Source organism: Promicromonospora sp. NPDC052451, from assembly GCF_044547525.1.
Classification (GTDB): domain Bacteria; phylum Actinomycetota; class Actinomycetes; order Actinomycetales; family Cellulomonadaceae; genus Promicromonospora.
Window position 1 is genome coordinate 268,129 of sequence record NZ_JBIUAP010000005.1, and the last position, 21,811, is coordinate 289,939.

Below are 21,811 nucleotides of genomic sequence, written 5' to 3' on the forward strand. Positions count from 1 at the left end.
TAGATTTACTGTCCCGATCATGTACGCGGCGCGCGCTAGAGTCAAGGGGTGGACTCCTTCCCCGTGGCCAGCTCCGCCCGGCTGCTGCGGCACACCAACGCCGCCGCCGCACTCCGGCTCGTCTGGGACCGGGAGACGTTCACCGCCAGCGACGTGATGGCCGACACCGGCCTCACCCGCTCCACCGTGCTCGCGCTGTGCGACGAGCTCACCGCGCGCGGCTGGGTCAGCGAGCTCGACGACGCCCGGGCCGCCGGCGAGTACCGCCTGGGCCGCCCCGCGCGGCGGTACGCGTTCGACCCGCGCGCGGGCCGTGTCGTCGGGGTCGACGCCGGGCAGCACCACGTGACAGCCTCGGTGGCCGACCTGCGCGGCACCATGCTCGCCCGCTCCACCCAGGAGCTGCGGGCCGACGCCTCCCCCGCGACCCGGGTACGCGCCATCCGCCGCGCGATCGACGACGCCGTCGGCACCGTCGGCACCGGCGGCAGCGGCGGCGGCAGCACCGGCGAGCAGGCCGGCCCGGTGCTCGCCGTGGTGCTCGGCGTCCCGGCACCGACCGACGCCCAGGGCGCCTCCCCGCCGGGCAACCAGGGGCGCTTCTGGGCCCGCATGAACCCGGGCCTCGCCGAGGAGTTCGCCGACGTCGGCCAGTCGGTCACCGTCGAGAACGACGCCAACCTGGCCGCCGTCGCGGAGTGGACCACCGGTGCCGGCGTCGGCCAGTCGTCGTTCGCCACACTGCTGTCCGGGGAGCGTTTCGGGGCCGGGCTCATCATCGACGGCACCCTGCTCCGGGGCCCGCGCGGTGGGGCCGGCGAGATGCGGCTGCTCGACCTGGTCGAGGGCGTCGGGTCGGCCGACGGCCTGGCCCACGTGGCCCGCGAGCTGGCCCGCCGCGCGGCCGACGCCGGTGACCTGGCCGGCTCGGCGCTGGGCGGGCACGACCCCGCCACGCTCGACGCCGCCGACGTGCTCGCGGCCGCGCAGGGCGGCGACGCCGTCGCCGTCGGCATCGTCGAGCAGCTCGCCGACCGGCTCGCCCGCGTCTGCGCCGTCATCGCGTCACTGCTCGACGTCGAGCGGATCGTCGTGGGTGGCGCGCTCGCCCCGGCGCTGGGCCCGGTCGTGGCCCGGGCCGCGGAACGGCTGCCCTCCTACATCCACCCGCCGGTGCCCGCGATCGTGGCCTCCGCGCTGGGTTCCGACGGTGTCCACGTGGGCGCGGTGCGGCGCGCCCTGGCGATCGTCCGGGCCAGCCCGTTCGACTTCGAGCTCGTCCGGAGCGCAACCGGCCGCTGACCGCACCGCCGTGTCGGGGGCCTGGCGGCCCCGGACGGGCGACGTCAGGCGATGCTGTCCCCCGCGGCGCGCAGGGCAGCCAGCTCACCCGGACCCGCCTGGCGGGCCAGCGCGGCGATGTCGCAGAGGTAGCGGCGCTGGTCCGACGGGAAGGCCTCGGCGATCTCGGCCGGGTTCTCGGCCAGCACCCGGTAGATCTCCAGGCCGGCCGCGTAGAACAGGTCGACCAGCTTTGGCTCGCCGGCCGCGGTGCGCAGCACGTTGCCGGGGTTGTGGTCGAGGCCGCCCCAGAACGGGATCGTCCGGGCCGCCTCGGCGTCGAGCCGTTCCGCCTCGCGGCGCACCTCGGTGACAGGGTCGCCGGGCAGCGCCGCCTCCCAGCGGCGCACGACGGCGTCGGCCTCGGCCGACCCGGCCGGGGTGAGGAACTCGAGCACGGTGAGGCGACCGCCGCCGTCCAGCGGGGCGTCGAACTCGATGTGCGGGAGGAGCGGATGGCCGTCCAGCGTGCGGCACAGCGCCACGAAGACCTGGTACGCCGGCTCGAAGGGGCTCACCCGGGCGACCAGCGCACCGTCGGGAGAGCGCCAGACCGTGGCCCAGTCGCCGAGGCCGCACACGTTCCAGCCGTCGGCGAGGAGGCGTCCGGCCACCTCGCGGTGCGGGAGGCCGGCCAGGTCGTCGAACGGATGCACGCCCGGCAGCCTAGGCAGGCGCCCGGGCGCCTGACCACGGAAAATCCGCCGCCGGGCGACGCCGCTCCTACAGCCGCTCCTCCAGGTGCACGGTCACGGTGTCGCCCTCCTCCTTGCCGATCGCCGTGCGGACGTCGGCCTTCACGGGGAGCTTGTGCGTGCCGTCGCCCAGCGCCATGAACGAGCTGCGGAACGGGTGGCCGTCGATCGTGCCCCGGACCTTGACCAGGCCACGGGTCTGGAAGAACTCGGCGGACTCGGGCCAGACCACGTAGGTCCAGCCGCCCTCGTTCGGGCTCTTGCGGAGGGTCGCGGTGAACTTCTTGTCGATCATGGGGACCACCTTCTGGGAGTGCGCTGACGACGGGTTCACAGGGTCAGACGACGCCGGGCTCCACAACTCACCGGTGGCGCGCGACCCGGCCTACGGGGCCTGCTCCGGACCCGCCGCCCTCTTGCGCCGGCGCGGCCCGGCCGACCGCGGCGGCGTCCGCCGCATGTGGTCGCGCGCGCGACCGAGGATGTCGGCGAGGGTCTCGATGTCGGTCCGGGTCAGCGGTGCGAACAGCAGGTCGTCGAGCACGGCGATGTGGCCCGGGAACACCGCCGCCAGCACGGCGCGGCCCTCCTGCGTGATGGTCACCGTGACGCCGCGCTCGTCGTCGGAGGCCTGCGTGCGGGTGACGAGGCCGCGCTTCTCCAGGGTCTGCGCCTGGTAGGTGAGGCCGCTGCGGCTGTAGACGACGCCGTCGGCCAGGTCGGTCATCCGCCGGCTGCCCGTCGGGGAGTCGCCGAGGCTCGCGAGGAGCTGGAACTGCACGTAGCTGAGGCCGCCCGCGTCCTGGAGCTGCTGCTCGACGGTGTGCTTCAGCAGGCTGCTCGCCTCGATGAGGGCGAAGTAGGCGCCGAGCTGCGTGGCATCCAGGGAAGGCGGCGAGGAGGTCATCGACAGATCTTACCGTGCTTCGACTTCGAATCACTTGCTTCAAGTTCGAAGCAGTGCTAGCGTCCTCCGCAGTTGCTTCGAATCCGAAGCACACGACGGAGGGAAACATCATGAAGGCAGTGCGGTTCCACGAGACGGGCGGCCCCGAGGTCCTGCGGTACGAGGACGCCGACCAGCCGGTGCCCGGCGCCGGCGAGGTGCGGGTCCGGGTCGCCGGCTCGGCGTACAACCCGGCGGACGGCGGCATCCGCGGCGGATTCCTGCCGATCCCGGTGACGCTGCCCCACGTCCCCGGCTACGACGTCTCCGGCACGGTCGACGCGGTGGGCGAGGGCGTGGACGGCCTCACCGTGGGCCAGGAGGTGGTCGGGTTCATCCCCATGAGCGCCGACGGCTCCGCGGCGGAGTACGTCGTCGCACCGGCCGGTGACCTCGTGCCGGCGCCGACGGCGATCCCCCTCGCCGACGCCGCCGGTCTCCCGTCGGTCGGGCTCACCGCCTGGCAGGCGCTCTTCGAGGCGGGCGGGCTCGAGGCGGGCCAGCGGGTGCTCGTCAACGGCGCCGGCGGCCCCGTGGGCGGCTACGCCGTGCAGCTCGCCAAGCGGGCCGGCGCACACGTCGTGGCCACGGCGAGCCCCCGCAGCGCCGAGAGCGTCCGGGCGGCGGGCGCGGACGAGATCGTCGACCACACGACCACCTCGGTGCTCGACGCGGTGACCGAACCCGTCGACGTGCTGCTCAACCTGGCCCCGATCACCCCCGAGGGGTTCACCGCGATGGCCGCCCGGGTCCGCGACGGCGGCGTGGTGGTCTCCACCACGCCGCGGGTCACGACGCCCGGCGACGAGGCGCGCGGCGTGCGCGCCGCCACGGTCTTCCTGCACCCCGACGCGGACGTGCTCGCACAGCTCGTCACGCTCGTCGACGACGGTGAGCTGCACGTCGAGATCGCCCGGCGGGTTCCGCTGAGCGAGCTGCCCGCGCTCCACGTGCAGGCGGAGGCGGGCCAGGTGCACGGCAAGGTGGTCGCCGTGCCGGACGGCGCGTGACCGGCCCGGGTCCGGCGCGGTACCTGTCCGGGGCGAGGGGCTGGCCTCGCCCCGGACAGGAGTCTCAGCCGACCCGCAGGAACGTCGGGTCGGACTGCCAGATGGCGGTGTACCGGACCGTCTTGCCCGGCACCGGCGCCTCGACCTGCATGCCGTCACCCGCGTAGATCGCGATGTGGCCGGGGGTCCAGATGAGGTCGCCCGGCCGGGCGTCGGCCCAGGACACCTCGGTCCCGGCGTACCGCTGCTCCGAGGAGGTGCGCGGCAGGTCGATGCCCACCTGCGCGAACACGTAGGACGTGAACCCGGAGCAGTCGAAGCCCTCGGGCGTCGAGCCGGCCCAGAGGTAGGGCACACCGAGGTACCGCATGGCGATCGACACCACCGCGGAACCCGACGCTGAGGCCGGGATCTCGACCGCGGCGGCTGCTTGCGCCGCTTCCGCCGCAGCAGCGGCCGCCGCCTCGGCAGCCTCCGCCTCGGCCTCCGCGGCGAGCTGCGCCTGGTACTCGTCGTTCTCCGCGGCGGAGACCACCGACACCGCGGCCTTCTCGACCTTCAGCTCCGCGTCGGTGGCCACGGTCACCACCGGCGCGGAGGCGAGCGCGGCCCGGGCCTGACCGGCCAGGGCGTCGAGGTCGGCGCTGTTGAGGCTGCCCTGGAGCACGCCGCCCTCGACCGTCGCGGCGACACCGCCGGCCGGCGCCGCCTGCGCCGGGGCGGCCACCAGGGACATCAGCAGACCGGAGCCCGCAGCCACGACGGCGCCTCGGGCGACGGCCTGCACGGCGGCCGCCTGGGCGGTGGTGGTGAACAAGGGGCGGCGTACCGCCCGGTGCCTGCCCCGACCACGTGCGGTCAGGGCAGCAGAGATCGTGGGATCCATCAGAGGATCGGCCTTTCTGCTCGAACGGAGAACTCCGCGCGGCCCGTCGGTGGGCGGCGCGCCGGCGGTCGACGGCTGGGCGTCGACGAGGCCGGTGTTCTACGTCCGGCAGATCCCCAGGGCGTGCAGGCTCGGCGCGGCCGGGCGCACCACGCCGGGCGCGGTCCGGTGGTCCGGGTACGCCAGGGCGGGCGCGATCCCCTGCACCGCGGGCTCGGCGACGGCGGCCGGACCGGACGACGACACGACGGGGTCGGTCTGCGCCGTCGCACGGCCGTGGTCCGAGCAGTGCGCCTCGCCGCCGTCGGACGTGGGCTCGGCGCGGTCCGCCGGGGCCAGGCCGCCCGCCGGGCCGGACGCCGCCTCGACGGCTGAACCGTGATGCGCCTGCGGGTGCTCGTCGGAATGGATGCCGCACACGACCGGCCCGCCCAGCACGGCGAGCACGAGGAACAGCACGGACAGCACTCCCGCCGACCCCGGACCAGGTCCGGCGAGGAGCGCACGCAGGCGACGGGGCGGGCTCATCGCACCCCGGCCGTCCGCACCCGGCGGCTCATCGGGCGGCGTCCGTCACGGCGGCCGTGAACTCCCAGTGCCACGGCTCGTAGGGGCCGGCACCGCCGGCCTGGGCCCAGAGCGGGTTGTCCCACCCGTACTCGGGCGCGTGCGCCTTGAGCCAGTCCCAGCGCTCGCCGGCGTAGCCGTCGGCACAGATGTCCACCGCCAGACCCCAGCCGTGGTTCGAGGTGCCAGGGGTCGCCGTCAGGGTGGGCTTCGCCGCCTTGGCCGCGACCTGCTGCGCGTAGCTGCGGTAGCCGTCCGTGAGGCACAGCGACTCGCCGAACTGCTCGGTGTAGGCCTGGTTGAGACGCGCCAGGGCCACGGCCGCGTCGGCGCGGATCGGCGGGTAGCCGTCCCAGAGGTCGCACAGCTCGCTGACGGGAAGCTGGCCGTTGAGACCCTCGCCCGTGGCCACGCCGTCGCAGCCGGGCAGCACCGGAGGTGCTTCGACCTGCACGGGAGCCGACTTCTCGACGGGCAGCACCGCATCGCCAGGAACCGTGACGCCGGCGGACCGCTCGAGCGACGTGCGCTCCTGGCTCCGCGAGGCTCCGCTGCTCCGATCGGCCAGGGCCGCCGACGCCGGGCCCGCTCCCGTGAGCGCGGCCGCGCCGTCGGGCGCGGAGAGGAGGGGCTCACCGGTTCCCGGCGCGCCGAAGGAGGCAGCGGTGAACGACGTCGTCGAGGCGAGGGCGAGGCCGACGCCGAGAGTGAGGGGCAGCCGGCCCAGCACCGAGGCCCGCGGCCGCCGTGCCGGCGCGGCGTGCCGCCCCTTGCTGTGGCGCCCGCGCGTTCGCCGGGCAGGTGCCGGACGCGGCGCGAAGGACTGCGGCAGGGATCGCTCCTGCCCGTGCCTCATCGTGCTCCCCGACGTGGGGAAAGATGTGGAGGTGCTGGCAGGTGCCCGAGGGTCTTCGATGGCATGGAACGTATCTCCCGGCGCCTGCGAGGTTAGCTGTCGGGTTCGGGTCGGAGACTGACCCGGCCGGCGGACGACGTCCGCCGACTTCACCCCGAGGACACCGCAGTGCCCGGAAGTGGGTCCCCCGTCCCTGTCCTGTGGTTCGTCGGTGACTCCGGGCGGTGACAGGGCTCGGCGCCCGCCAGGACGTCCCGCCGCACGGCGGGCCGCCACGAATGTACCCCGTCTGCACCGGGATGTCACGAAAGAGTAACGGCCGCGCGTCGCCCGGCGAGCTAGAGGAAGTGCCCGCCCGCGACCTGCACCACCTGGCCGGTGATCCACCTGGCCTGGTGCGAGGCCAGGAAGACCACCGCATCGGCGATGTCCGCCGGGTCGCCGACCCGGCCCAGGGGGATCGCCGGCACGACGGCGTCCACGAGCTCGTCACTCATCCATCCGGTCTGCACCGGCCCCGGCGCCACGGCGTTGACCCGGATCCTCGGGCCGAGGTCGACGGCGGCGCCGCGCGTCAGCGACTCGAGTGCCGCCTTCGAGGTGCCGTAGGAGACCTGCCCGGGAAAGCCGCGGGCGGCGTCGGTCGAGATGTTGACGACGGAGACGCTGCCCGGTGCGGCGTCGTCGGGCAGCCGGCGCGCGAGCTCGGCGACGAGCATCGCGGGCACCACGGCGTTGACGCGGTAGGTGCGTTCGAACCCCGCCTCGCCGACGGTGTCGAACGAGTCGGACTCCTCGGCGTGCGCGGCGTTGTTCACGAGCACGTCGACCGGACCGAGCCGTGCGGTGACCTGGTCCATGAGCCGCGCGGCGGCGCCCGGCACGAGGAAGTCGGCCTCGACGGCAATGGCGCCGGGCAGGGACGCCACGAAGGCGTGGACCTCGTCGGTGGCGGCGCGCGCGTGCTCGCGGGATCCTGACGCCGAGCCGCCCACGTGGTGCACGGCCACGCGCGCACCCTGTGCGGCGAAGGCGCGGGAGACGGCTGCGCCGATGTTCATGCCGCCGCCGGTGACCAGGACGGTCTTTCCGCTCAGTCCGGGATCGATCACGGTTCGATGGTGCCATCGGGCGGTCGACCGGCACGAAAGGTTTATCCGTCCAGGTTCCACGGGGCCCACGCCCGACGCCGTGACCATCCTGTACGATCCATGGCGCCTGCCCGCGAATTCTTGACGTATCGTCCAGGAGGTGTCGTCGATGCTGGGCTTTCAGGACCCGGTGGCCGATGCGATCGGTCTGCTGCGGCCTCGCACGGTGGTCGGCCCGAGCCTCCGGGCCGTGGGCGAGTGGGCGCTGCGCTTCGAGACCTTCCTGCACGTGCGGATCGGCGGCCTGGTCCGCGGCACGTGCTGGCTGACCCTGGACGGGCACGAACCCGTGCTCCTGCGCGAGGGCGACACCTTCATGCTGGGCAACCCGCCGCCCTATGTCCTGGCCAGCACGCCCGGCGCCCGTCCGCGCCCTGCGCAGGAGGTGTGGGCGGGGGCCGTGGACGGGTTCGTGCGGATCGGCCCGGAGTCCGACCAGGACGTCTACCTCTGCGTGGGGCACATCGGGTTCGACGAGCAGAACGCGGCGCTCCTGACCGACCTGCTGCCGCCGCTCGTGATCGTCCGCGCCGCCGATCCGCACGGCGCACGGCTCGGTCAGCTCATCGACCACCTGGCCACCGAGGTCGGTTCCGCTGCCGCCGGCGGGCCGCTGGTGCAGAACCACCTCGCGCAGATCCTGCTCGTGCACATGCTGCGCGCGCACGCCGGCCAGACCGACCGGCCCACCGGCTGGCTGGGTGCGCTCAACGACGACGGCATCGGCACCGCCCTGCGCGCGGTGCACGCGGACGTGGCCCACTCCTGGAGCCTCCAGGAGCTCGCCGAGCTGAGCCACATGTCGCGTTCCGCGTTCGCCCAGTCGTTCAAGAGCCACGTCGGCGTGCCGCCCCTGGAGTACCTGATCCAGTGGCGCATGAGCCTCGCGCGCGACGCCCTTGCCCGGGACACCCTGTCGATCTCGGAGCTCGCGCGGGCCACGGGCTACCAGTCCGAGAGCGCGTTCAGCACCGCGTTCCGCCGCGTGGTCGGGGCGTCCCCCGCGAAGTTCCGGGACGAGGCACGGCGTTCGGTCACGAGCGAGGGCTGAGCGGGGCGGGTCCCCGGTCCGACGCGTGCGCGGGTGCGACCACCGGTCCGCCGCCCCGGGTGCGGTACCAGACCACGGCCGTGACGATCGCCAGCAGGACGACGGGGATCAGGTAGACGACCGAGCCGACGCCGGACGACCGGTCCGTCGTGGCGCCGAGGTCCGCCCGCAGGAGCGCCACGAGCAGGAGCCCGAAGACGTTGTTGGCGGCGTGCAGCACCACCGCCGTCTCGACGCCGCCGGTACGCCAGGTGATGAGCGCGAACGCCACCCCGACGGCGAGGTACTGGAGGTTGAGCCAGATGTCGGTGGACAGGTGGATCGTGGCGAACAGCACCGCGGAGACGACGACACCCAGGGCGAGTGCGGAACGTGGCCCGCGACCCCAGCTCGCGGCGACCCGGAAGATCAGCCCCCGGTACCCGTACTCCTCCCCCGCGCTCTGCAGCGGCACGACGACGATCGAGACCACGAACACGAGGAGCAGGTCCGCCACCGCCCAGGGCGCCACCGGAGTCGGCTCCAGGACCGCGAGGACCGCCGTGTAGACCGCCCAGACCGGCGCCAGGACGAGGACGGCGCGGCCCAGGACCGCGGGCCGGAACGCACCGAGCACCGAGTGGAGCGATCCGCCCCGGACGCCGTACAGCCAGCGCTGGATCAGCATGCTCCACGGGATCAGCAGCGCGGTGGAGGCGTAGGCGGCGGCCATCGTGACCGGTGTGAGGCCTGCGCCGCCCGGCGCGGCGTCCCGGCCCAGCAGGACGTCGAGGTGTCCCCCGAGCTGGACGAAGGCGGCCCCGAAGCCCACGAGCCCGCCCTGCAGCAGCACGATCGCGAGGATGCCGCGGCCGACGCGCCGCTTCTCCCCCGCGAGCGCCAGATGGTACGGCACACCTGCCGGAGCCGGGCGGGCCCGGCCCGCGGAGTCAGCGGTGGACGCGGTTCCGGAGGGGTGGGACATGGCATGGCTCCTCGGGGGCAGGTGGCGCGGGCCCGTCCCGCACCGGGTACAGCCCACCGCACGCGAACCCCCGGCAGCAGTGCCCTGTCGTCATCATCTTCCCGGCCCTTTCGCAGGCCGCGCCCATGACATGTGTCATGGGTGTGACCTGGGCGGACGGGTGCCGGCCGCCTCCGCACGAGCCGGTGGGCACGCCCGGGGCCGGGCCACTGCACAATGGAGCCATGACGACGCGGAACCCCTACTTCATCGCTCTGGCCACGTTCACGCTCGTCGTACTCTCGGTCACCACCTGGTGGGCCCTCGGCCAGGACACGACCCAGGACGTCGACCCCGTGACCGGCGCCGTCACCGGTCCCTACGGCACGGTCCAGGTCGTCGCGTGCGTCGTCGCGCTCGTCGGCCTGGTGGTCATCGGATCCCTGCTCGTGCCGGCCTGGCTCGCGGTGCTCGGCGTCGCGCTGCCCTTCACCGCGGCCTGGACGATCCAGGCCGCGGCGAGCGACGACTCGGGGCTGTGGGCGGTCGGGGCGATCCTCGTGCTGGTGGGCACGCTCGGCGGCGGCACGATCGTGGCCGCGATCACCCGTCGGCTGGTGCGCGACCGGGACGGCAGGAAGCGCTGATCCCTCCCGGTGCGCAGACCTGCTAGATCCACCCCACGAGCCCGAGGGCGAGCCCGAGCAGGGCGCACACCCCGAGGGTCCGCAGCACCGACCAACGCACCACGAACAGCAGCAGGCCCGCCACGACGGCGATCCCGAGCGCCGCGGGCTGGACGCTGGCGAGGTCGGGAACCTCGAACCGCAGCGGGCCGGCGGCGAACGACGTCGAGGCCGCGAACAGCGTGTGGGTGGCGAAGTAGATCGCGAGGTTGGCGATGACGCCGACGACCGCCGCGGTGATCGCCGTCAGCGCGGAGGACAGCGCCCGGTTGCCCCGGAGCCGCTCGACGTAGGGGGCGCCGAGGAAGATGAACAGGAACGAGGGCACGAACGTGACCCAGGTGGTCAGCAGCGCGCCGAGCAGCGCGGCGGCCCAGGGGTCGAGGTCGCCCGGATCGCGGTAGGCGCCGAGGAACGCGACGAACTGCACGACCATGATCAGCGGGCCGGGTGTGGTCTCGGCCAGGGCCAGGCCGCGCGTCATCTCCCCGGGCGTGACCCAGGCGTAGGTCTGCACCGCCTGCTGGGCCACGTAGGCCAGCACGGCGTAGGCACCGCCGAACGTCACCAGGGCGCTGCCGGAGAAGAACAGACCCTGCTGGGTGAACACGCTGTCCGCACCCGTGAGCAGCGCGACGGCGCCGAGCGGGAGCCCCCAGGCGAGGAGTCCCAGCAGGAGCACCCGCAGCGCCCGACGCCCCGAGGGCTTCTCGGCGTGCAGGGCGTCGTCGGGGATGAGCGGCGCGGGGCCGTCGCCCTGGTCGCGGGGCGGCCTGGTGGCGATCCAGCCCGGGGCGTACCGGTGCACGAGCCACCCGACCACGCCCGCACCGAGCACGACGAGCGGGAACGGCACCGCGAAGAAGGTGAGCGCCACGAACGCCAGGACGGCGAGCACGACGAGCGCGGGGCTGGTCAGCGCCCGCTTGCCCACCCGCAGCACGGCCTGGACCACGATGGCCAGGACGGCCGGTGCCAGGCCGGCGAAGACCGCGGAGACGACGGTCGTGTCGCCGAACGCGACGTACACGGCGGACAGGACCAGCAGGGCAAGCATCCCGGGCAGCACGAACAGGCCTCCGGCGAGGATGCCACCGCGCCACCCGTTCAGGAGCCAGCCCGTGTACACGGCGAGCTGCTGCGCCTCAGGCCCCGGCAGCAGCATGCAGTAGTTGAGCGCGTGCAGGAACCGGCCCTGCCCGATCCACCGCTTCTCGTCCACCAGCGTGCGCTGCATGACGGCGATCTGGCCGGCCGGTCCGCCGAACGTCTGCCACGAGATCGCGAACCAGGCACGCACGGCGGTGCGGAACGGGACCAGGTCCCGCTGTCGACCGCCGGGCTGTTGCCCGGCGTCGGGGTTGGTGCTGTCGACGTTCATCGCACTCCAGAGTCGTGTGATCGGCGGTGGGTTCCGGGCCGCGGGTACCGGTCTCGGCCCTCAGGCGGGTTCGCGGCCCAGGAGGTAGGAGCGGCGGTAGAACTCGTAGAGCCCGTCGAACACGGGCCCGGAGACCGCGAGGGTGCGTTCGTCGTCGCCGGTCATCGACAGGCCGCGCAGGATCACGTCGAGGCCGGGCGCCTCGGGTGCGTCGAACCGGCCGTCGTCGAGGTCGGCCTCGTGCACGAGCTGTCCGATCCGGGCCAGGACGGGGTCGGTCAGCTCGTAGCGCGACAGGAAGGTCTCGAAGCTGCAGTCCTGGCCGTGGTGGCCGAGGTCGACCCCGCGCATGTCGAACGGCGTCGCATCGGGCGGCACCTCGCTCGCGTCCGCCACGAACACGAAGACGGCACCCGGGTCGATGTACCGGCTGATCAGCCAGGCGCACGCGGCCCGGTCGATGTGCACCCCGGCCCGTGTGGCCCACCTCATCGCGCACCCCGGGTGGCCGCACGCACGGCCGGTGCCGCGTCGTCGTCGAGCCGCGCCAGCTCCTCCAGGCGGTGCAGCGCCGCCTGCGCACGATCCCGTTCGGCAGGCGGGAAGAAGTCGCGGCGGCGCACGTCGCGGTAGGCGCGGCGCAGGCCGGTCAGGGACTTGCGCCGTGCGGCAGGTGCCTCGTCCAGCGCAGCGCGGGCGGCGGCCTCCAGGTCCAGATACTCCTTGGCCCGGGCGCCCGCCATGGCCCCGGCGAGCTCGCGCTCCTGCGCGGCACTGGCCGGGCGGGCCAGCCACACGCTCGCGGTTCCGTCGCGCTCGACCACCTCGTCGGCCGCCCACTCGAGCTGTTCCCGGGTCCGGGCATCGGCCGGCAGCGCGACCAGCCCGTCCGAGATCTGCGCGACGCCGTACCGCTTCAGCCGTCGCCACAACGCCACGCGCGGCGAGGACGGCTCCCGCGGCAGCCGGTAGCTCAGCAGCACCCACTCGCCGGTCATAAGGTCACATGTAACCACGGTTACATGAGATTGATCAAGGGTGCCCGGCTCGACCTGGGGAGCGTCGCGGTGGTCCCGTCGTTAGCCTGGCCGCATGGAGGGTGGCTACCAGGTGTTCCGGCCGCGGCCCGAGGACGTGTACGACTGGTCCGGCGGCCAGCTGCACCCCGGGATCCGGCAGCACGTCACGGTGGGCAACGTCGTGCGCGTCCAGGTCTCCGGGAACGGGGACCCGGCGACCGGCTGGTCCGACACGCCGTACGTGCGCGTCACCGCGCAGGACGGTGACCGGCTGGCCGGGGTGGTGGACGACCCCTACCGGTCGGAGTACAGCGCCCTGGACAACGACACGGTCCTCGAGTTCGACCGTGCGGACGTGACGGAGATACCGCTCGACTGGCCCGGCAACGAAGCCCTGGAGCCGAGGGCGGAGCGCACCGGGCTCCGCCGGGAGATCACCGGGTACGTCGAGCCGGACTGACCGGGCCGAAGGGGACCGGCTTGACGTGCGACGAGCCCGGAGCCAGGGCCTCCTCTGGCGAGCTTCTGCCGTTCGAGTAATGGTGGAGGTGAAAGAACCCCTTGCGAAGAGAGGACATCATGGGCATCGACGACAAGCTCAAGAATGCCGCCGAAGACGCGACGGGTCAGGCCAAGGAGGCGCTCGGCAAGGCCACCGACGACGAAGAGCTCCAGGCCGACGGCGAGACCGACCAGGCCAAGGCATCGCTCAAGCAGGCCGGCGAGAAGGTGAAGGACGCCTTCAAGGACTGAGCACGAGCGCGTCACCACCACGACCCGTTCTCGAAGGGAGCACCAATGGGAATCATCGGCTGGATCCTGATCGGTCTCATCATGGGCGCCATCGCCCGAGCGATCCTTCCTGGCCGGGCCGCCGGTGGCTGGCTCATCACGCTCGTCGTGGGCGTGCTCGGCGCGCTCCTCGGTGGATGGATCGGCGGAGCGCTGTTCGACGTCCAGGTCAACGACTCGTTCTTCTCGCTGACGACGTGGTTCTGGGCCCTGGTGGGCTCGCTGCTCGTCCTGGTGATCTGGGGAGCGATCGCTCGACGGCGAACCTGAGTGTCAGTCGGCCGCCCGTGTCGGCAGCCCCATCATCACGCCGGGCACCGTATCGATGGCCCGAGTCGGCAGCGCCCGCCTCAGGACGGCCGTCATCAGGGCCGCCGCGGCACCGGTGAGGTAGCGGGCCCATGGCCGCTGGTCGGTCAGCGCGCGCTCGACGACGGCGGCGACCCTCTCGGGCGGTGCGGCCACGAGTCCATCGCGACCACGAACCGGTACCCGACGACCTGGGGACCGGAGCCGACAAGGCGGGCTTGGATCGCGTGAACGAAGGGGTCGCTGATGACGCGGGGCCCCGGGGGGCCGCAATCCGAGGAAGACGCCCCTAGGCAACGAAGAAACCCCGCTTGACCGGAGCGTTTGCCCTGGTCAAGCGGGCTTTTCGTCTGTGGAGCTAGGGGGATTCGAACCCCCGACCGATGCCAGGGCCCATCTTCGGCCCTGCTGGAGCGGGTTCCCGGGTGCATGCGGTGCGTCCAGCCCACCTCCGTGCGGCGGCGGGGGCTGCCGGGGGGCGCACGCAGCCCGCTCATCCCGTAGGTAACGAAGTGCCGGTGCGGCACGGGATCCCTCATGCGACAAGCGCTCTCCCGTCGAGCAGGCCCGCTCACAGGCCGTTCTCGTCCCCCCACTTCTTCAATGCAGAGAGACGCCCTCGCCCGATACTGCGTGCCCGTTCGCGCAACATGTCCACGGCACTCGGCATCGCTGCAGATAGGAGAACGGCGTTGGCGTCTCTCATATGCTCACCCAGTTCTTCATCGATAAGATTTACACCAACTCTAAATCCTATCCGGGACGCGTTGTTTGTTGCTTCCTCAGCGATCCCAGAAAGTCCGGAAGGAAACATCGATCGAGCAAAGTTCAAGCACGAGTGCATCAGCGCGCCAGCGCTGAACGCATAAGAATATGCGCCGCCGCGCTCGTGCCCATCCACCAGATCCGGCGTGCCCTCGATCTGCTCCACAAGACGAGCCCACTCGCCCTCTTTCGCGACTCCCGACCAGAGTTTATCCAGTATATGGCCGTATAGGTCAGCATCCGCCATTCGGTCATCAAGTGATACCGCCCAGAACAGAACGCCAGCAGACCGCTCGGCGCAAGCCGCTGCGAATTGCAGCTTTTGCGACGGGGTGCCCTGCGTGATCAGGCGGTCAACAAACGGATTTGCGGCCAATGAATGTCCTTACTCCTGTTACGAGCAGAGGCCCGGTGGGACCGGACGACTGATGCCACTGTGGTTGACCTTGACGACGAACCCGGGCAACAGAAGGTCGATCGGGTCGGCGGCCAGGAGAGGACACCTGAGCCGTCTACGGCAAGCGAGCAGGACCGTAGCCGACCCCGCTCAGCGCGACGAGCGGGGTAGCGCAGGTGGCGGAGCCCCCCCGCTACCGGTAGCGGGGCGCTACCGCAGCCGCCACCCCGGGAGCCGCTAGATTTCAACGATTCTCGCCGGAGGTAGCAGAGTAGCGGCCTTCGAGCTAGACCCCTGGTTTGGCCCGAAACCCGGGTTCTGGCGCTCGACGGATAGTCCGCGACCCCGCTACCGCTACCGCGTCAGGCCAGCGTCGTCGTGAGGTAGTCCTGCACCGCTGGCGCGAAGCCGTAGGGCACGTAGTCGGTGAACTTGTCCGGTGTCGCCCACACGATGTCTGCGAGTTCTTCGGCGTCAGCGACGTACGCCTCGCCGCTGATGACGTCGCACGCGACGTAACCCATCAGGCGGCCGGTGTTCGGGTGTACGCGCTCCCCCAGCACCTTGACGGCCTGGACGGTGAGCCCGGTCTCTTCGGCGGTCTCACGGACCGCCGCCTGCTCGAAGGCCTCCCCCGGCTCGACTGCGCCGGCGGGGAATTGCCACGAGAGCGAGCCCTCAGACACACGGCGCTGGACCAGGAGCAGCTTCCCGTCCTGGACGATGATCGCCGCTGCGATGGCGGGCTTCTCTTCGGTCACCGCCTCAGACATGCGTGCCTCCCAGCACTTCGAGGATCGGCGGGTAGATGGTGCTCGCCGGTACGAACTTGCCGAGGTCCGCTATGGCCACCCATGCGACGCTGGCGTTCTCCACGACGTCGCGATTCTCCGCCTCACCGGCGAGGTAGTCACAGTGGAAATACTCGATGAACACGCCCGTGTGCGGGTGTACACGGGCTCCGATCTGCTCGCGGACGGAGCAGTGGAACGTCGGGACCGGCCGTGGCCGCCGCCTCCACGAGCTACGGCACACCGCCGGGTGCCTCTGGCTGGCACGGCGCATCGACCCCGGAACGGTGCAGGCGTGGTGCGGCCACGAGTCCATCGCGACCACGAACCGGTACCTGCACACTATTTGGGGACCGGAGCCGACAAGGCGGGCTTGGATCGCGTGAACGAAGGGGTCGCTGACGACGCGGGGGCCGCCGGGGGCCCGCAATCCGAGGAAGACGCCCCTAGGCAACGAAGAAACCCCGCTTGACCGGAGCGTTTGCCCTGGTCAAGCGGGGTTTCCGTCTGTGGAGCTAGGGGGATTCGAACCCCCGACCTTCTCGAAAGGGTTCATCCCGCTCCGCCGAGCAGAAAGGCTTGAGTTGCGATCGTTCGCCCGCCTGCGTGGACAGGGTCGGATCGGCGGAATCTCAACGATTCCAGCGCGTTGAGTTTAGCGCAGAGCCAGTGGTCGTGGGCAGTCATTGGCGGTCGGTAGCGGTGCCCGAATCCGGGGCAAAACCGAGGCAGTGGCGGGCAAAGCGAGGCAGAAGCGCGGCATGGCCAGACGATTCCGGCCGGCTAATGGCGTTGCTCTGGCCATGTCGCAGGGCAGCAGCCCGAGGGCCTACCTCTCGATGAGGGGGCGGGCCACTTGGAGTCCTCGCGACGCGCAGGTTAAGTCTCTGATATCCTACAAGGACGGTTATCTTGCATCTATCCGATGCGTACCCCTCCGGGTCGAAGCCTAGTCGTAGGGTGATTTACCTTATCCGGATGGCGCGCTTACTTCATCGTGCTTGGAGTAGACGTGCCTTTTGCACCCGAGTGGGTCCTGTGCCCGGATGTCGTCCCTGCGACAGCAATCCTCGCGGTCTACGCCGCTGCGAAACTCCTCGACGCTGTGTCAAGACTGATCGTCAGCTGCATGGCTATCAGGCGAACCGACTCAGGCAACCTGTCCGAGGTCCTGAAGCAGCTGTCGCGGATGTTCAAGGCGTAGAGGGATGCCGTACTGCGGCTCCCGGGTCGGCCGCCGGACCGGCTGCCGACCCGGGAGCCGCGCCCCCACTGTGTCCGCCACCAGGCGGCTTCGTAGCCGGCCGACTGCGCCGCAACTTCGGGACCGCGACGTCCAGGGTGCCGACGCGGGTATCCAGGTCACGGTGCCGGTATCCGTTACGGCGCGCGGTGCGGTCCGGGCTGCGCTGGCCCCAGTCCGCGCCGACCACGGCATCGGCGTCAGCGGACAGCAGGGCGTTGATCATCGTCTGCAGCAGGTCACGCATCAGGTCCGGGGAAGCCTCGGCGAGGGCCTCGCCAAGCAGGCCGGCAGGGTCGACAATATGAGGTGCGGTCATCGTGATGATTCCGTTCGAGGGTTGCTGTGAAGGGTTGCTCTCGAAGGATCACGCGGTGGCCGCACTGCGTCTCGTCGAAGACGACGATCCCGGCGACCGCGCTACACCACTATCAGGGACTCAGCTGTCACCCTGCGTGTCAGGCGCACAATCGTGTCAGGAATCGTGTCAGCCGCAGCCGACAGACATCCCGCGCGTTCAGCCTTCCAGCAAGGCTCGGAAGACGTCCGGATACGGGCAGCCACGGTTCCCCCGGTTGCCGGGATCTCCCGGATGACCCGGGTTGCCAGGGTCGCCCGAATGTCCGATGTTCCCAAAGTTGCCAAAGTGCCGATCGACGACCTGGTCCTCGTACAACTCTCCGACGTATGCACCACTGAGGCGGTGGACGTGACTTCCATTCAGCTGACCGATCGCCTTCCCGCTCAGCGCGTGGACGTACCGACCTCTGACGAAACCAACCGCCTGACCAGACGTGGCATAGATGTACTGGGTCATGGCAGTACTCTAGCGGAGACCTGACGCGCTGCGACCGGCTGCCCGTCGTGTCGCACCTGGGACGAGGGCCAGGGCGATCCAGAACCTCGATGAACGACGACCAGCGTCACCACACTGTTGAACTGGGCATCCACACCGCCAACATTCTCGAAAGGGTCCGTCCCGTTCCGCCGAGCAGAAAGGATCGGGTTACGACCTTTTGCTCGCCTGCACTTACGGGGTCCCTGGATGGCAGCAACAGCATTCGGCTGTTCGCCGTGACAAGGATCGTCCCAAGACCAGTCCATTTGGCCAGAATGTGTGATGTGATATCACCCGCTCACGAGCAGAAGTCACCCGCTGGAGCAGATGCCTGTGCATCGGGTCAGCGCGCGGCCCTGCAAGACTCTGATCATGCTACTCGGCGGCGTACAGATTCCAGCGGACCTGCTCACAGCCCAGGAGGAGGGTCGTCTGGTCATCTTCACCGGCGCTGGCATCTCGATCAGCCCACCATCTGGTCTGCCGAGCTTCCAGGGCCTTGCTTTGCAGGTTGCTCATACTCTGCAGTCGCGGCTGAATCCCACCTCGGACGAGTGGAAGAGCCAACTCGACGCGTTTATGGATGTGGTGGACGAAGGTGAAGGAGTCGATGTCCACCGACTGGTCCAGAGGATCGTGACCGCACCGGCCTCACTACCTAACGCAAACCACGTCGCTCTGGCACGCCTAGCAACACAAGGGGCGACGCGAGTCGTGACGACAAACTATGACCTTCACCTGGAGAAGACTCTCCGAGATCGCAATGATGGCGAGGTCAAGGTTTTCCGCGCGCCGGCGTTGCCTCTTGGTGACGACTTCGAGGGCCTGGTGTATTTGCACGGGTCGGCAGAAGGCGAGCCACGGCGGCTCGTGGTAACCGACCGAGACTTTAGCATGGCGTACTTCCATGGTGCCTGGGCTACACGGTTTCTGGAGCGAATGTTTCGCGAGTACACGGTGCTGTTCGTTGGGTACAGCCACTCCGATGTCGTGATGAAGTATCTAGGTTTAGGGTTAGGACCGAAGTCGAAGCGGTACGTGCTGACGGACAAGCCGGATGATCCGATCTGGAAGCGTCTTCAGGTAACGGTGCTCGACTATCCCTCTGGTGAGCATGACGTGCTGACCAAGTGCCTGACCGAGTGGGCGGACCTTGGCGGTATGGGGTTGCTGGACCACCGGCAACGCATCCGCGACCTTGTGTCGAGCGCATCTGAGCCGACACCGGATGAGCAGTCGTATCTGCAGGACTCGATTCGACGCCCGGATCGAGTGGGATTCTTCTGCGAATACGCGAAGCATCAATTCTGGCTGGAGTGGGCGGCACAAGAAGAGCCGTTCCGCCGCTTGTTCGACCGGTCGAATGCCGGCGATGACGTCACGGGCCGACTAGCGCGCTGGTTCTCCCAGGACTTCGCGCTGGTCAAGGACGAAGGGGTCAGCGAGAAGGCGTGGGCCGCGTGGGCTGAGGTCGGTGGCGTGTTGGGGACGGCTACGTGGAACGCGCTGGCGCATGGGCTGCATGCGTTCAGCGGGACCCGGCCGGAACACGTGTTGCGGTGGGTGTGGGTACTGATGGAGCAGGAGCACGTGGGGTGTTGGACTGAAAGCCTGGATTTTGCACTGGAGTGGAAAGGGGTGTGGGCAGACCGCGACCTGGCTCTCGCGCTCCTCGGCCATTTGATGGCACCACGTTTGGTGCCTGGCCGTGGCTGGAGCGGCGGACGAATGGAGATCGCGACCCGGGGCGAGCAGTACTGGTTGGACGATGCGTGGTCGAAGAAGTTCGTTCCCGAGCTCGGCGTCTTAGCACCGGTCGTGCTGCCGGTCGCAGAGACCGCATTGTTGCGGCATTTGAACCTGGAGGCGCGGGTCGAGCGTGCGGCGTTTGGGTTTTCTCGTCGACGGTCGGCGATCCAGGCACACGTACAGGACCGACATCGGGACCCGATCGACGCTGTCATCGACGCGGTCCGTGATTGTGCGGAACAGTTATGGGAGCTGGAGCCAGATTCAGCTCGGCAGGCTGTCGAGCGCTGGCTCGAAAGTGGGCATGCGCTGATGCACAGGCTCGCGGTTCATGTCACTGCCGTCTCGCCCGGATTGGACGCGAACGCAAAGGTGCGGTTCGTACTGGACCGAGGTCTAGCGTTCGACAGGGATGTCGCACAGGAAGTGTTCCATCTGCTGGAGACGGCTACTCCCGGCGCGGACACAAAGGTGGTCGACGAACTGGTACAGGCATACGCGCCAGCGAGTGACGGCCAGGACGACCTATACAGCAGCTTCACAGCGTTGGAGTGGTTGGAACGGTGCGGTGTCCGCAACGACAGGCTCGGAGGCGCGCTGACGGCACTTCGTGACAAGCTCGGAAATATCCAGGGCTCACCGTACCCAGGTCTCGCGCGGTGGTCGGAGTCCGGCGGGATCCAGGACAACCCGCCGATGAGCGTTGAAGAGTTCGACAAGAAGGTGCAGGCATCGCCGGCCGATGCGGTCGCCTTCGTACTCAGTTTTGAAGACCGGACCTTCCCGAGCTCCGGTGGTCCAAGCCGCGAGGATGCGATCACGATGCTGCGGGACACCGTCCAGCAGCGACCAGCCGCCGGGCTCGAACTTTGGCCACACATCGACGAGCACCTCCAACTGCAGACAGCCGTAGTGAGCGCGTGGGGCCACGCTGAAGAAGCAGACGACCTCACAGCCATCATGGGCGTCCTGGTCGATGCAGACTTGGAGTCACTGAACCATGCTGTCGGCCAGTTCTTAATGTTCGCGCACCGAACCGAGAATGCTCGATGGGAACTCGTGCAGGCGACCGCGACATTTGTGGAGCGAATGTGGAATGCATGCGCCACCGACGAGTTGTATAAGTCGGCCGGCAGTCGGGACTGGTTGATGGAGACGATCAACGTCCCGGCCGGACTGCTTATGGACTTCTGGTTCGAGATGTTCCGGCGCCGTTGGGCAGCGGCTGGTGATAACTGGAGAGGGCTGCCCTTAGAAGACCGGGCATTCCTAGACCACGCACTGGCTGACCGGACACAGCGGGGCGCTTACGCCCTGACACAGATCGCCGGCCGACTTCACTTTCTGGACGCGGCGGACAGTGACTGGTGCCGCAGCCAGCTTCTGCCACTTGGTGACTGGAATGAAGCGTTCGTTGCTGAACCCTATTGGTGGGGTGTGTTGAGCTTTGCGCGATGGAACAGCGGCCTGGCCGCCGCCGGGCTGCTCGGAGGACTGGTGGAGACCGTCCGGCACCTGGAACGATTCGGCGATGATCAAGCTCGGCATTGGGCCGGACTTCTGGCATCTATCGCGGTCCGCTGCGAGACGCCATCGCCTGCCGAGTGGGTCGGAGGGCTTACTGCAAAGGCCAAGGTAGACGCCCGCATTCGATGGATCGATGCCATCCAGGAGGAACTTGCAAGCCTGGACGAGCTGGGCCGCAGCGCGGTGTGGGGCGGATGGCTGGCTGAATACTGGCAACACCGCATACACGGTGACCCGGTCGCCCTGTTGCCAATTGAGTCAAATGCATTCGCAGCGATTGCGCCGTTCGCGCCTGCGGCGGAACTCGCCGCTGCGGTGGAGCTTGTTGTGTCGACACCCTCAGGGTTTAACTCGCATGCGGACGCTTCTCGCCATGTTCCCGATGAACTCATCGACTCCCAGCCGGAAACCGTCGGACGCTACTTCACACACCTCATGCAGAACACAATCGAGCCGTTCTGGGGGGCGCACGAATTGGAGCCGAAACTGCGGCGGCTTGTCGCCAAGCCCGGCGACTGGAAACCACTGCGCGAGGCCGCACTCCGGCTGGGCATGAACCTGCCGTAGGCGACCGAGTCCCCGTCAAATCCCCGGCCGCGTGCGCTACACGGGAGCCCGAACGAGATCAGAAGATCGAACCCATAGCCCTGCTGGTGGAGCGGCTTTCGACGCTCACTCGAAAGGCTGTCCTGAGCGGGCTGGGATTGCCCTGGTGATGGTACTGGAATGGCTGGATTCTGCAATTCCTGCGCCGCTCGGGTTCAGCCGGACACGGTTGGCATTTGTAGGCAGACGTGGTCGCCGGAACGGTGTCACATCGCGTGTCACGGACGGTAATAGTGTCAAGAACCGTGTCACGGCTCGATCC

25 protein-coding genes, 1 pseudogene and 1 riboswitch are annotated in these 21,811 nt (G+C 69.8%); of the genes and pseudogenes, 9 read left to right on the plus strand and 17 right to left on the minus strand.

From position 1 onward, the window contains the following. Window positions 1–48: 48 nt before the first annotated feature. On the plus strand, window positions 49–1,302 hold the full coding sequence (locus ACIG47_RS11110) for an ROK family protein (RefSeq protein WP_397430847.1): 1,254 nt from the start codon (window positions 49–51) through the stop codon (window positions 1,300–1,302). Between the two features lie 44 nt (window positions 1,303–1,346). On the opposite strand, the gene ACIG47_RS11115 is transcribed toward ACIG47_RS11110, so the two are convergent. The 3 genes from ACIG47_RS11115 to ACIG47_RS11125 form a co-directional block, all read right to left on the minus strand. Next, window positions 1,347–1,997 (minus strand): hypothetical protein, encoded by a 651-nt coding sequence (locus tag ACIG47_RS11115; RefSeq protein WP_397430848.1) that lies wholly within the window; start codon window positions 1,995–1,997, stop codon window positions 1,347–1,349. A gap of 67 nt (window positions 1,998–2,064) precedes the next feature. Then, window positions 2,065–2,331 carry a DUF1905 domain-containing protein gene (locus tag ACIG47_RS11120; RefSeq protein ID WP_397430849.1) on the minus strand — a complete coding sequence of 89 codons (267 nt, stop codon included), beginning with the start codon at window positions 2,329–2,331 and terminating at the stop codon, window positions 2,065–2,067. Window positions 2,332–2,421: 90 nt separating this feature from the next. Beyond that, window positions 2,422–2,943, minus strand: a complete 522-nt coding sequence (locus ACIG47_RS11125) for a MarR family winged helix-turn-helix transcriptional regulator (RefSeq protein WP_397430850.1) — start codon at window positions 2,941–2,943, stop codon at window positions 2,422–2,424. A 110-nt stretch (window positions 2,944–3,053) separates the two neighbouring features. Between ACIG47_RS11125 and ACIG47_RS11130 the strand changes: the two genes are divergently transcribed. Continuing rightward, window positions 3,054–3,992: an NADP-dependent oxidoreductase gene (locus ACIG47_RS11130; protein WP_397409226.1), complete on the plus strand. Its 939-nt coding sequence runs from the start codon at window positions 3,054–3,056 to the stop codon at window positions 3,990–3,992. Window positions 3,993–4,056: 64 nt separating this feature from the next. Here the strand turns inward: ACIG47_RS11130 and ACIG47_RS11135 are convergent, their stop codons facing one another. The 4 genes from ACIG47_RS11135 to ACIG47_RS11150 all read right to left on the minus strand — a co-directional run bounded on the left by ACIG47_RS11135 (window position 4,057) and on the right by ACIG47_RS11150 (window position 7,413). Continuing rightward, entirely contained in the window at window positions 4,057–4,809 is a 753-nt protein-coding gene (locus ACIG47_RS11135; RefSeq protein WP_397430851.1) for a C40 family peptidase, read from the minus strand. 168 nt (window positions 4,810–4,977) lie between these two features. Continuing rightward, window positions 4,978–5,406, minus strand: a complete 429-nt coding sequence (locus ACIG47_RS11140; protein ID WP_397430852.1) for a hypothetical protein — start codon at window positions 5,404–5,406, stop codon at window positions 4,978–4,980. A gap of 28 nt (window positions 5,407–5,434) precedes the next feature. Further along, the gene (locus ACIG47_RS11145; protein WP_397430853.1) at window positions 5,435–6,301 is read right to left on the minus strand and encodes a M15 family metallopeptidase; all 867 of its coding nucleotides are present in this window, start codon (window positions 6,299–6,301) and stop codon (window positions 5,435–5,437) included. Between the two features lie 67 nt (window positions 6,302–6,368). Further along, window positions 6,369–6,522, minus strand: a riboswitch (cyclic di-AMP (ydaO/yuaA leader). A 117-nt stretch (window positions 6,523–6,639) separates the two neighbouring features. Further along, the gene (locus ACIG47_RS11150) at window positions 6,640–7,413 is read right to left on the minus strand and encodes an SDR family NAD(P)-dependent oxidoreductase (RefSeq protein WP_397430854.1); all 774 of its coding nucleotides are present in this window, start codon (window positions 7,411–7,413) and stop codon (window positions 6,640–6,642) included. Window positions 7,414–7,561: 148 nt separating this feature from the next. Here ACIG47_RS11150 and ACIG47_RS11155 point away from each other — a divergent pair, with 148 nt between their 5' ends. Beyond that, window positions 7,562–8,503 (plus strand): AraC family transcriptional regulator, encoded by a 942-nt coding sequence (locus ACIG47_RS11155; protein WP_397430855.1) that lies wholly within the window; start codon window positions 7,562–7,564, stop codon window positions 8,501–8,503. Here ACIG47_RS11155 and ACIG47_RS11160 read toward each other — a convergent pair. Further along, on the minus strand, window positions 8,487–9,467 hold the full coding sequence (locus tag ACIG47_RS11160) for a lysostaphin resistance A-like protein (protein WP_397430856.1): 981 nt from the start codon (window positions 9,465–9,467) through the stop codon (window positions 8,487–8,489). The genes ACIG47_RS11155 and ACIG47_RS11160 overlap by 17 nt on opposite strands. A 224-nt stretch (window positions 9,468–9,691) precedes the next feature. Between ACIG47_RS11160 and ACIG47_RS11165 the strand changes: the two genes are divergently transcribed. After that, complete coding sequence (locus ACIG47_RS11165) at window positions 9,692–10,093, plus strand: hypothetical protein (RefSeq protein WP_397430857.1); 402 nt, start codon at window positions 9,692–9,694, stop codon at window positions 10,091–10,093. Between the two features lie 22 nt (window positions 10,094–10,115). Here the strand turns inward: ACIG47_RS11165 and chrA are convergent, their stop codons facing one another. Genes chrA through ACIG47_RS11180 form a run of 3 tightly spaced genes read right to left on the minus strand, consistent with a single transcriptional unit; the run spans window position 10,116 to window position 12,511 of the window. Continuing rightward, on the minus strand, window positions 10,116–11,513 hold the full coding sequence (gene chrA, locus ACIG47_RS11170; RefSeq protein WP_397430858.1) for a chromate efflux transporter: 1,398 nt from the start codon (window positions 11,511–11,513) through the stop codon (window positions 10,116–10,118). Window positions 11,514–11,573: 60 nt separating this feature from the next. After that, window positions 11,574–12,005 (minus strand): chromate resistance protein ChrB domain-containing protein, encoded by a 432-nt coding sequence (locus tag ACIG47_RS11175; RefSeq protein WP_397430859.1) that lies wholly within the window; start codon window positions 12,003–12,005, stop codon window positions 11,574–11,576. Further along, on the minus strand, window positions 12,002–12,511 hold the full coding sequence (locus tag ACIG47_RS11180; protein ID WP_397409208.1) for a Chromate resistance protein ChrB: 510 nt from the start codon (window positions 12,509–12,511) through the stop codon (window positions 12,002–12,004). The genes ACIG47_RS11175 and ACIG47_RS11180 overlap by 4 nt, the downstream gene beginning before the upstream one ends. Window positions 12,512–12,605: 94 nt before the next feature. Here ACIG47_RS11180 and ACIG47_RS11185 point away from each other — a divergent pair, with 94 nt between their 5' ends. From ACIG47_RS11185 to ACIG47_RS11195, 3 genes are all read left to right on the plus strand, one after another. Further along, on the plus strand, window positions 12,606–12,992 hold the full coding sequence (locus ACIG47_RS11185) for a hypothetical protein (RefSeq protein WP_397409206.1): 387 nt from the start codon (window positions 12,606–12,608) through the stop codon (window positions 12,990–12,992). Window positions 12,993–13,111: 119 nt separating this feature from the next. Further along, the gene (locus ACIG47_RS11190; protein ID WP_397409204.1) at window positions 13,112–13,285 is read left to right on the plus strand and encodes a CsbD family protein; all 174 of its coding nucleotides are present in this window, start codon (window positions 13,112–13,114) and stop codon (window positions 13,283–13,285) included. A 45-nt stretch (window positions 13,286–13,330) separates the two neighbouring features. Further along, window positions 13,331–13,594 carry a GlsB/YeaQ/YmgE family stress response membrane protein gene (locus tag ACIG47_RS11195; RefSeq protein ID WP_397409202.1) on the plus strand — a complete coding sequence of 88 codons (264 nt, stop codon included), beginning with the start codon at window positions 13,331–13,333 and terminating at the stop codon, window positions 13,592–13,594. Window positions 13,595–13,597: 3 nt separating this feature from the next. Here ACIG47_RS11195 and ACIG47_RS11200 read toward each other — a convergent pair whose 3' ends face one another. From ACIG47_RS11200 to ACIG47_RS11215, 4 genes are all read right to left on the minus strand, one after another. Continuing rightward, the gene (locus ACIG47_RS11200; RefSeq protein ID WP_397430860.1) at window positions 13,598–13,789 is read right to left on the minus strand and encodes a hypothetical protein; all 192 of its coding nucleotides are present in this window, start codon (window positions 13,787–13,789) and stop codon (window positions 13,598–13,600) included. 415 nt (window positions 13,790–14,204) lie between these two features. After that, window positions 14,205–14,774, minus strand: coding sequence for a hypothetical protein (locus ACIG47_RS11205; RefSeq protein ID WP_397430861.1), 570 nt, complete (start codon window positions 14,772–14,774; stop codon window positions 14,205–14,207). Between the two features lie 383 nt (window positions 14,775–15,157). Next, window positions 15,158–15,568 carry an NUDIX hydrolase gene (locus ACIG47_RS11210; RefSeq protein WP_397430862.1) on the minus strand — a complete coding sequence of 137 codons (411 nt, stop codon included), beginning with the start codon at window positions 15,566–15,568 and terminating at the stop codon, window positions 15,158–15,160. Further along, entirely contained in the window at window positions 15,561–15,731 is a 171-nt protein-coding gene (locus ACIG47_RS11215; RefSeq protein ID WP_397430863.1) for a hypothetical protein, read from the minus strand. Before ACIG47_RS11215 ends, ACIG47_RS11210 begins: the two co-directional genes overlap by 8 nt. On the opposite strand from ACIG47_RS11215, the gene ACIG47_RS11220 reads away from it, so the two are divergent. After that, entirely contained in the window at window positions 15,724–15,972 is a 249-nt protein-coding gene (locus ACIG47_RS11220; RefSeq protein WP_397430864.1) for a tyrosine-type recombinase/integrase, read from the plus strand. The genes ACIG47_RS11215 and ACIG47_RS11220 overlap by 8 nt on opposite strands. 927 nt (window positions 15,973–16,899) lie before the next feature. Here ACIG47_RS11220 and ACIG47_RS11225 read toward each other — a convergent pair. Continuing rightward, window positions 16,900–17,148: pseudogene (locus ACIG47_RS11225) on the minus strand (transposase); the annotation flags it as partial. Between the two features lie 198 nt (window positions 17,149–17,346). Next, complete coding sequence (locus ACIG47_RS11230) at window positions 17,347–17,646, minus strand: 4-fold beta flower protein (protein ID WP_397430865.1); 300 nt, start codon at window positions 17,644–17,646, stop codon at window positions 17,347–17,349. Between the two features lie 393 nt (window positions 17,647–18,039). Between ACIG47_RS11230 and ACIG47_RS11235 the strand changes: the two genes are divergently transcribed. After that, on the plus strand, window positions 18,040–21,510 hold the full coding sequence (locus ACIG47_RS11235; RefSeq protein WP_397430866.1) for an SIR2 family protein: 3,471 nt from the start codon (window positions 18,040–18,042) through the stop codon (window positions 21,508–21,510). Window positions 21,511–21,811 lie beyond the last annotated feature (301 nt).

Bases quoted from the DNA above. Each gene is read 5' to 3' on its own strand.
- ACIG47_RS11120 (WP_397430849.1), bottom strand. From the start codon at position 2,331: ATGATCGACAAGAAGTTCACCGCGACCCTCCGCAAGAGCCCGAACGAG.
- ACIG47_RS11125 (WP_397430850.1), bottom strand. From the start codon at position 2,943: ATGACCTCCTCGCCGCCTTCCCTGGATGCCACGCAGCTCGGCGCCTAC.
- ACIG47_RS11130 (WP_397409226.1), top strand. From the start codon at position 3,054: ATGAAGGCAGTGCGGTTCCACGAGACGGGCGGCCCCGAGGTCCTGCGG.
- ACIG47_RS11140 (WP_397430852.1), bottom strand. From the start codon at position 5,406: ATGAGCCCGCCCCGTCGCCTGCGTGCGCTCCTCGCCGGACCTGGTCCG.
- ACIG47_RS11145 (WP_397430853.1), bottom strand. From the start codon at position 6,301: ATGAGGCACGGGCAGGAGCGATCCCTGCCGCAGTCCTTCGCGCCGCGT.
- ACIG47_RS11155 (WP_397430855.1), top strand. From the start codon at position 7,562: ATGCTGGGCTTTCAGGACCCGGTGGCCGATGCGATCGGTCTGCTGCGG.
- ACIG47_RS11160 (WP_397430856.1), bottom strand. From the start codon at position 9,467: ATGTCCCACCCCTCCGGAACCGCGTCCACCGCTGACTCCGCGGGCCGG.
- ACIG47_RS11165 (WP_397430857.1), top strand. From the start codon at position 9,692: ATGACGACGCGGAACCCCTACTTCATCGCTCTGGCCACGTTCACGCTC.
- chrA (WP_397430858.1), bottom strand. From the start codon at position 11,513: ATGAACGTCGACAGCACCAACCCCGACGCCGGGCAACAGCCCGGCGGT.
- ACIG47_RS11175 (WP_397430859.1), bottom strand. From the start codon at position 12,005: ATGAGGTGGGCCACACGGGCCGGGGTGCACATCGACCGGGCCGCGTGC.
- ACIG47_RS11180 (WP_397409208.1), bottom strand. From the start codon at position 12,511: ATGACCGGCGAGTGGGTGCTGCTGAGCTACCGGCTGCCGCGGGAGCCG.
- ACIG47_RS11185 (WP_397409206.1), top strand. From the start codon at position 12,606: ATGGAGGGTGGCTACCAGGTGTTCCGGCCGCGGCCCGAGGACGTGTAC.
- ACIG47_RS11190 (WP_397409204.1), top strand. From the start codon at position 13,112: ATGGGCATCGACGACAAGCTCAAGAATGCCGCCGAAGACGCGACGGGT.
- ACIG47_RS11195 (WP_397409202.1), top strand. From the start codon at position 13,331: ATGGGAATCATCGGCTGGATCCTGATCGGTCTCATCATGGGCGCCATC.
- ACIG47_RS11210 (WP_397430862.1), bottom strand. From the start codon at position 15,568: ATGTCTGAGGCGGTGACCGAAGAGAAGCCCGCCATCGCAGCGGCGATC.
- ACIG47_RS11220 (WP_397430864.1), top strand. From the start codon at position 15,724: ATGAACACGCCCGTGTGCGGGTGTACACGGGCTCCGATCTGCTCGCGG.
- ACIG47_RS11230 (WP_397430865.1), bottom strand. From the start codon at position 17,646: ATGACCCAGTACATCTATGCCACGTCTGGTCAGGCGGTTGGTTTCGTC.
- ACIG47_RS11235 (WP_397430866.1), top strand. From the start codon at position 18,040: ATGCTACTCGGCGGCGTACAGATTCCAGCGGACCTGCTCACAGCCCAG.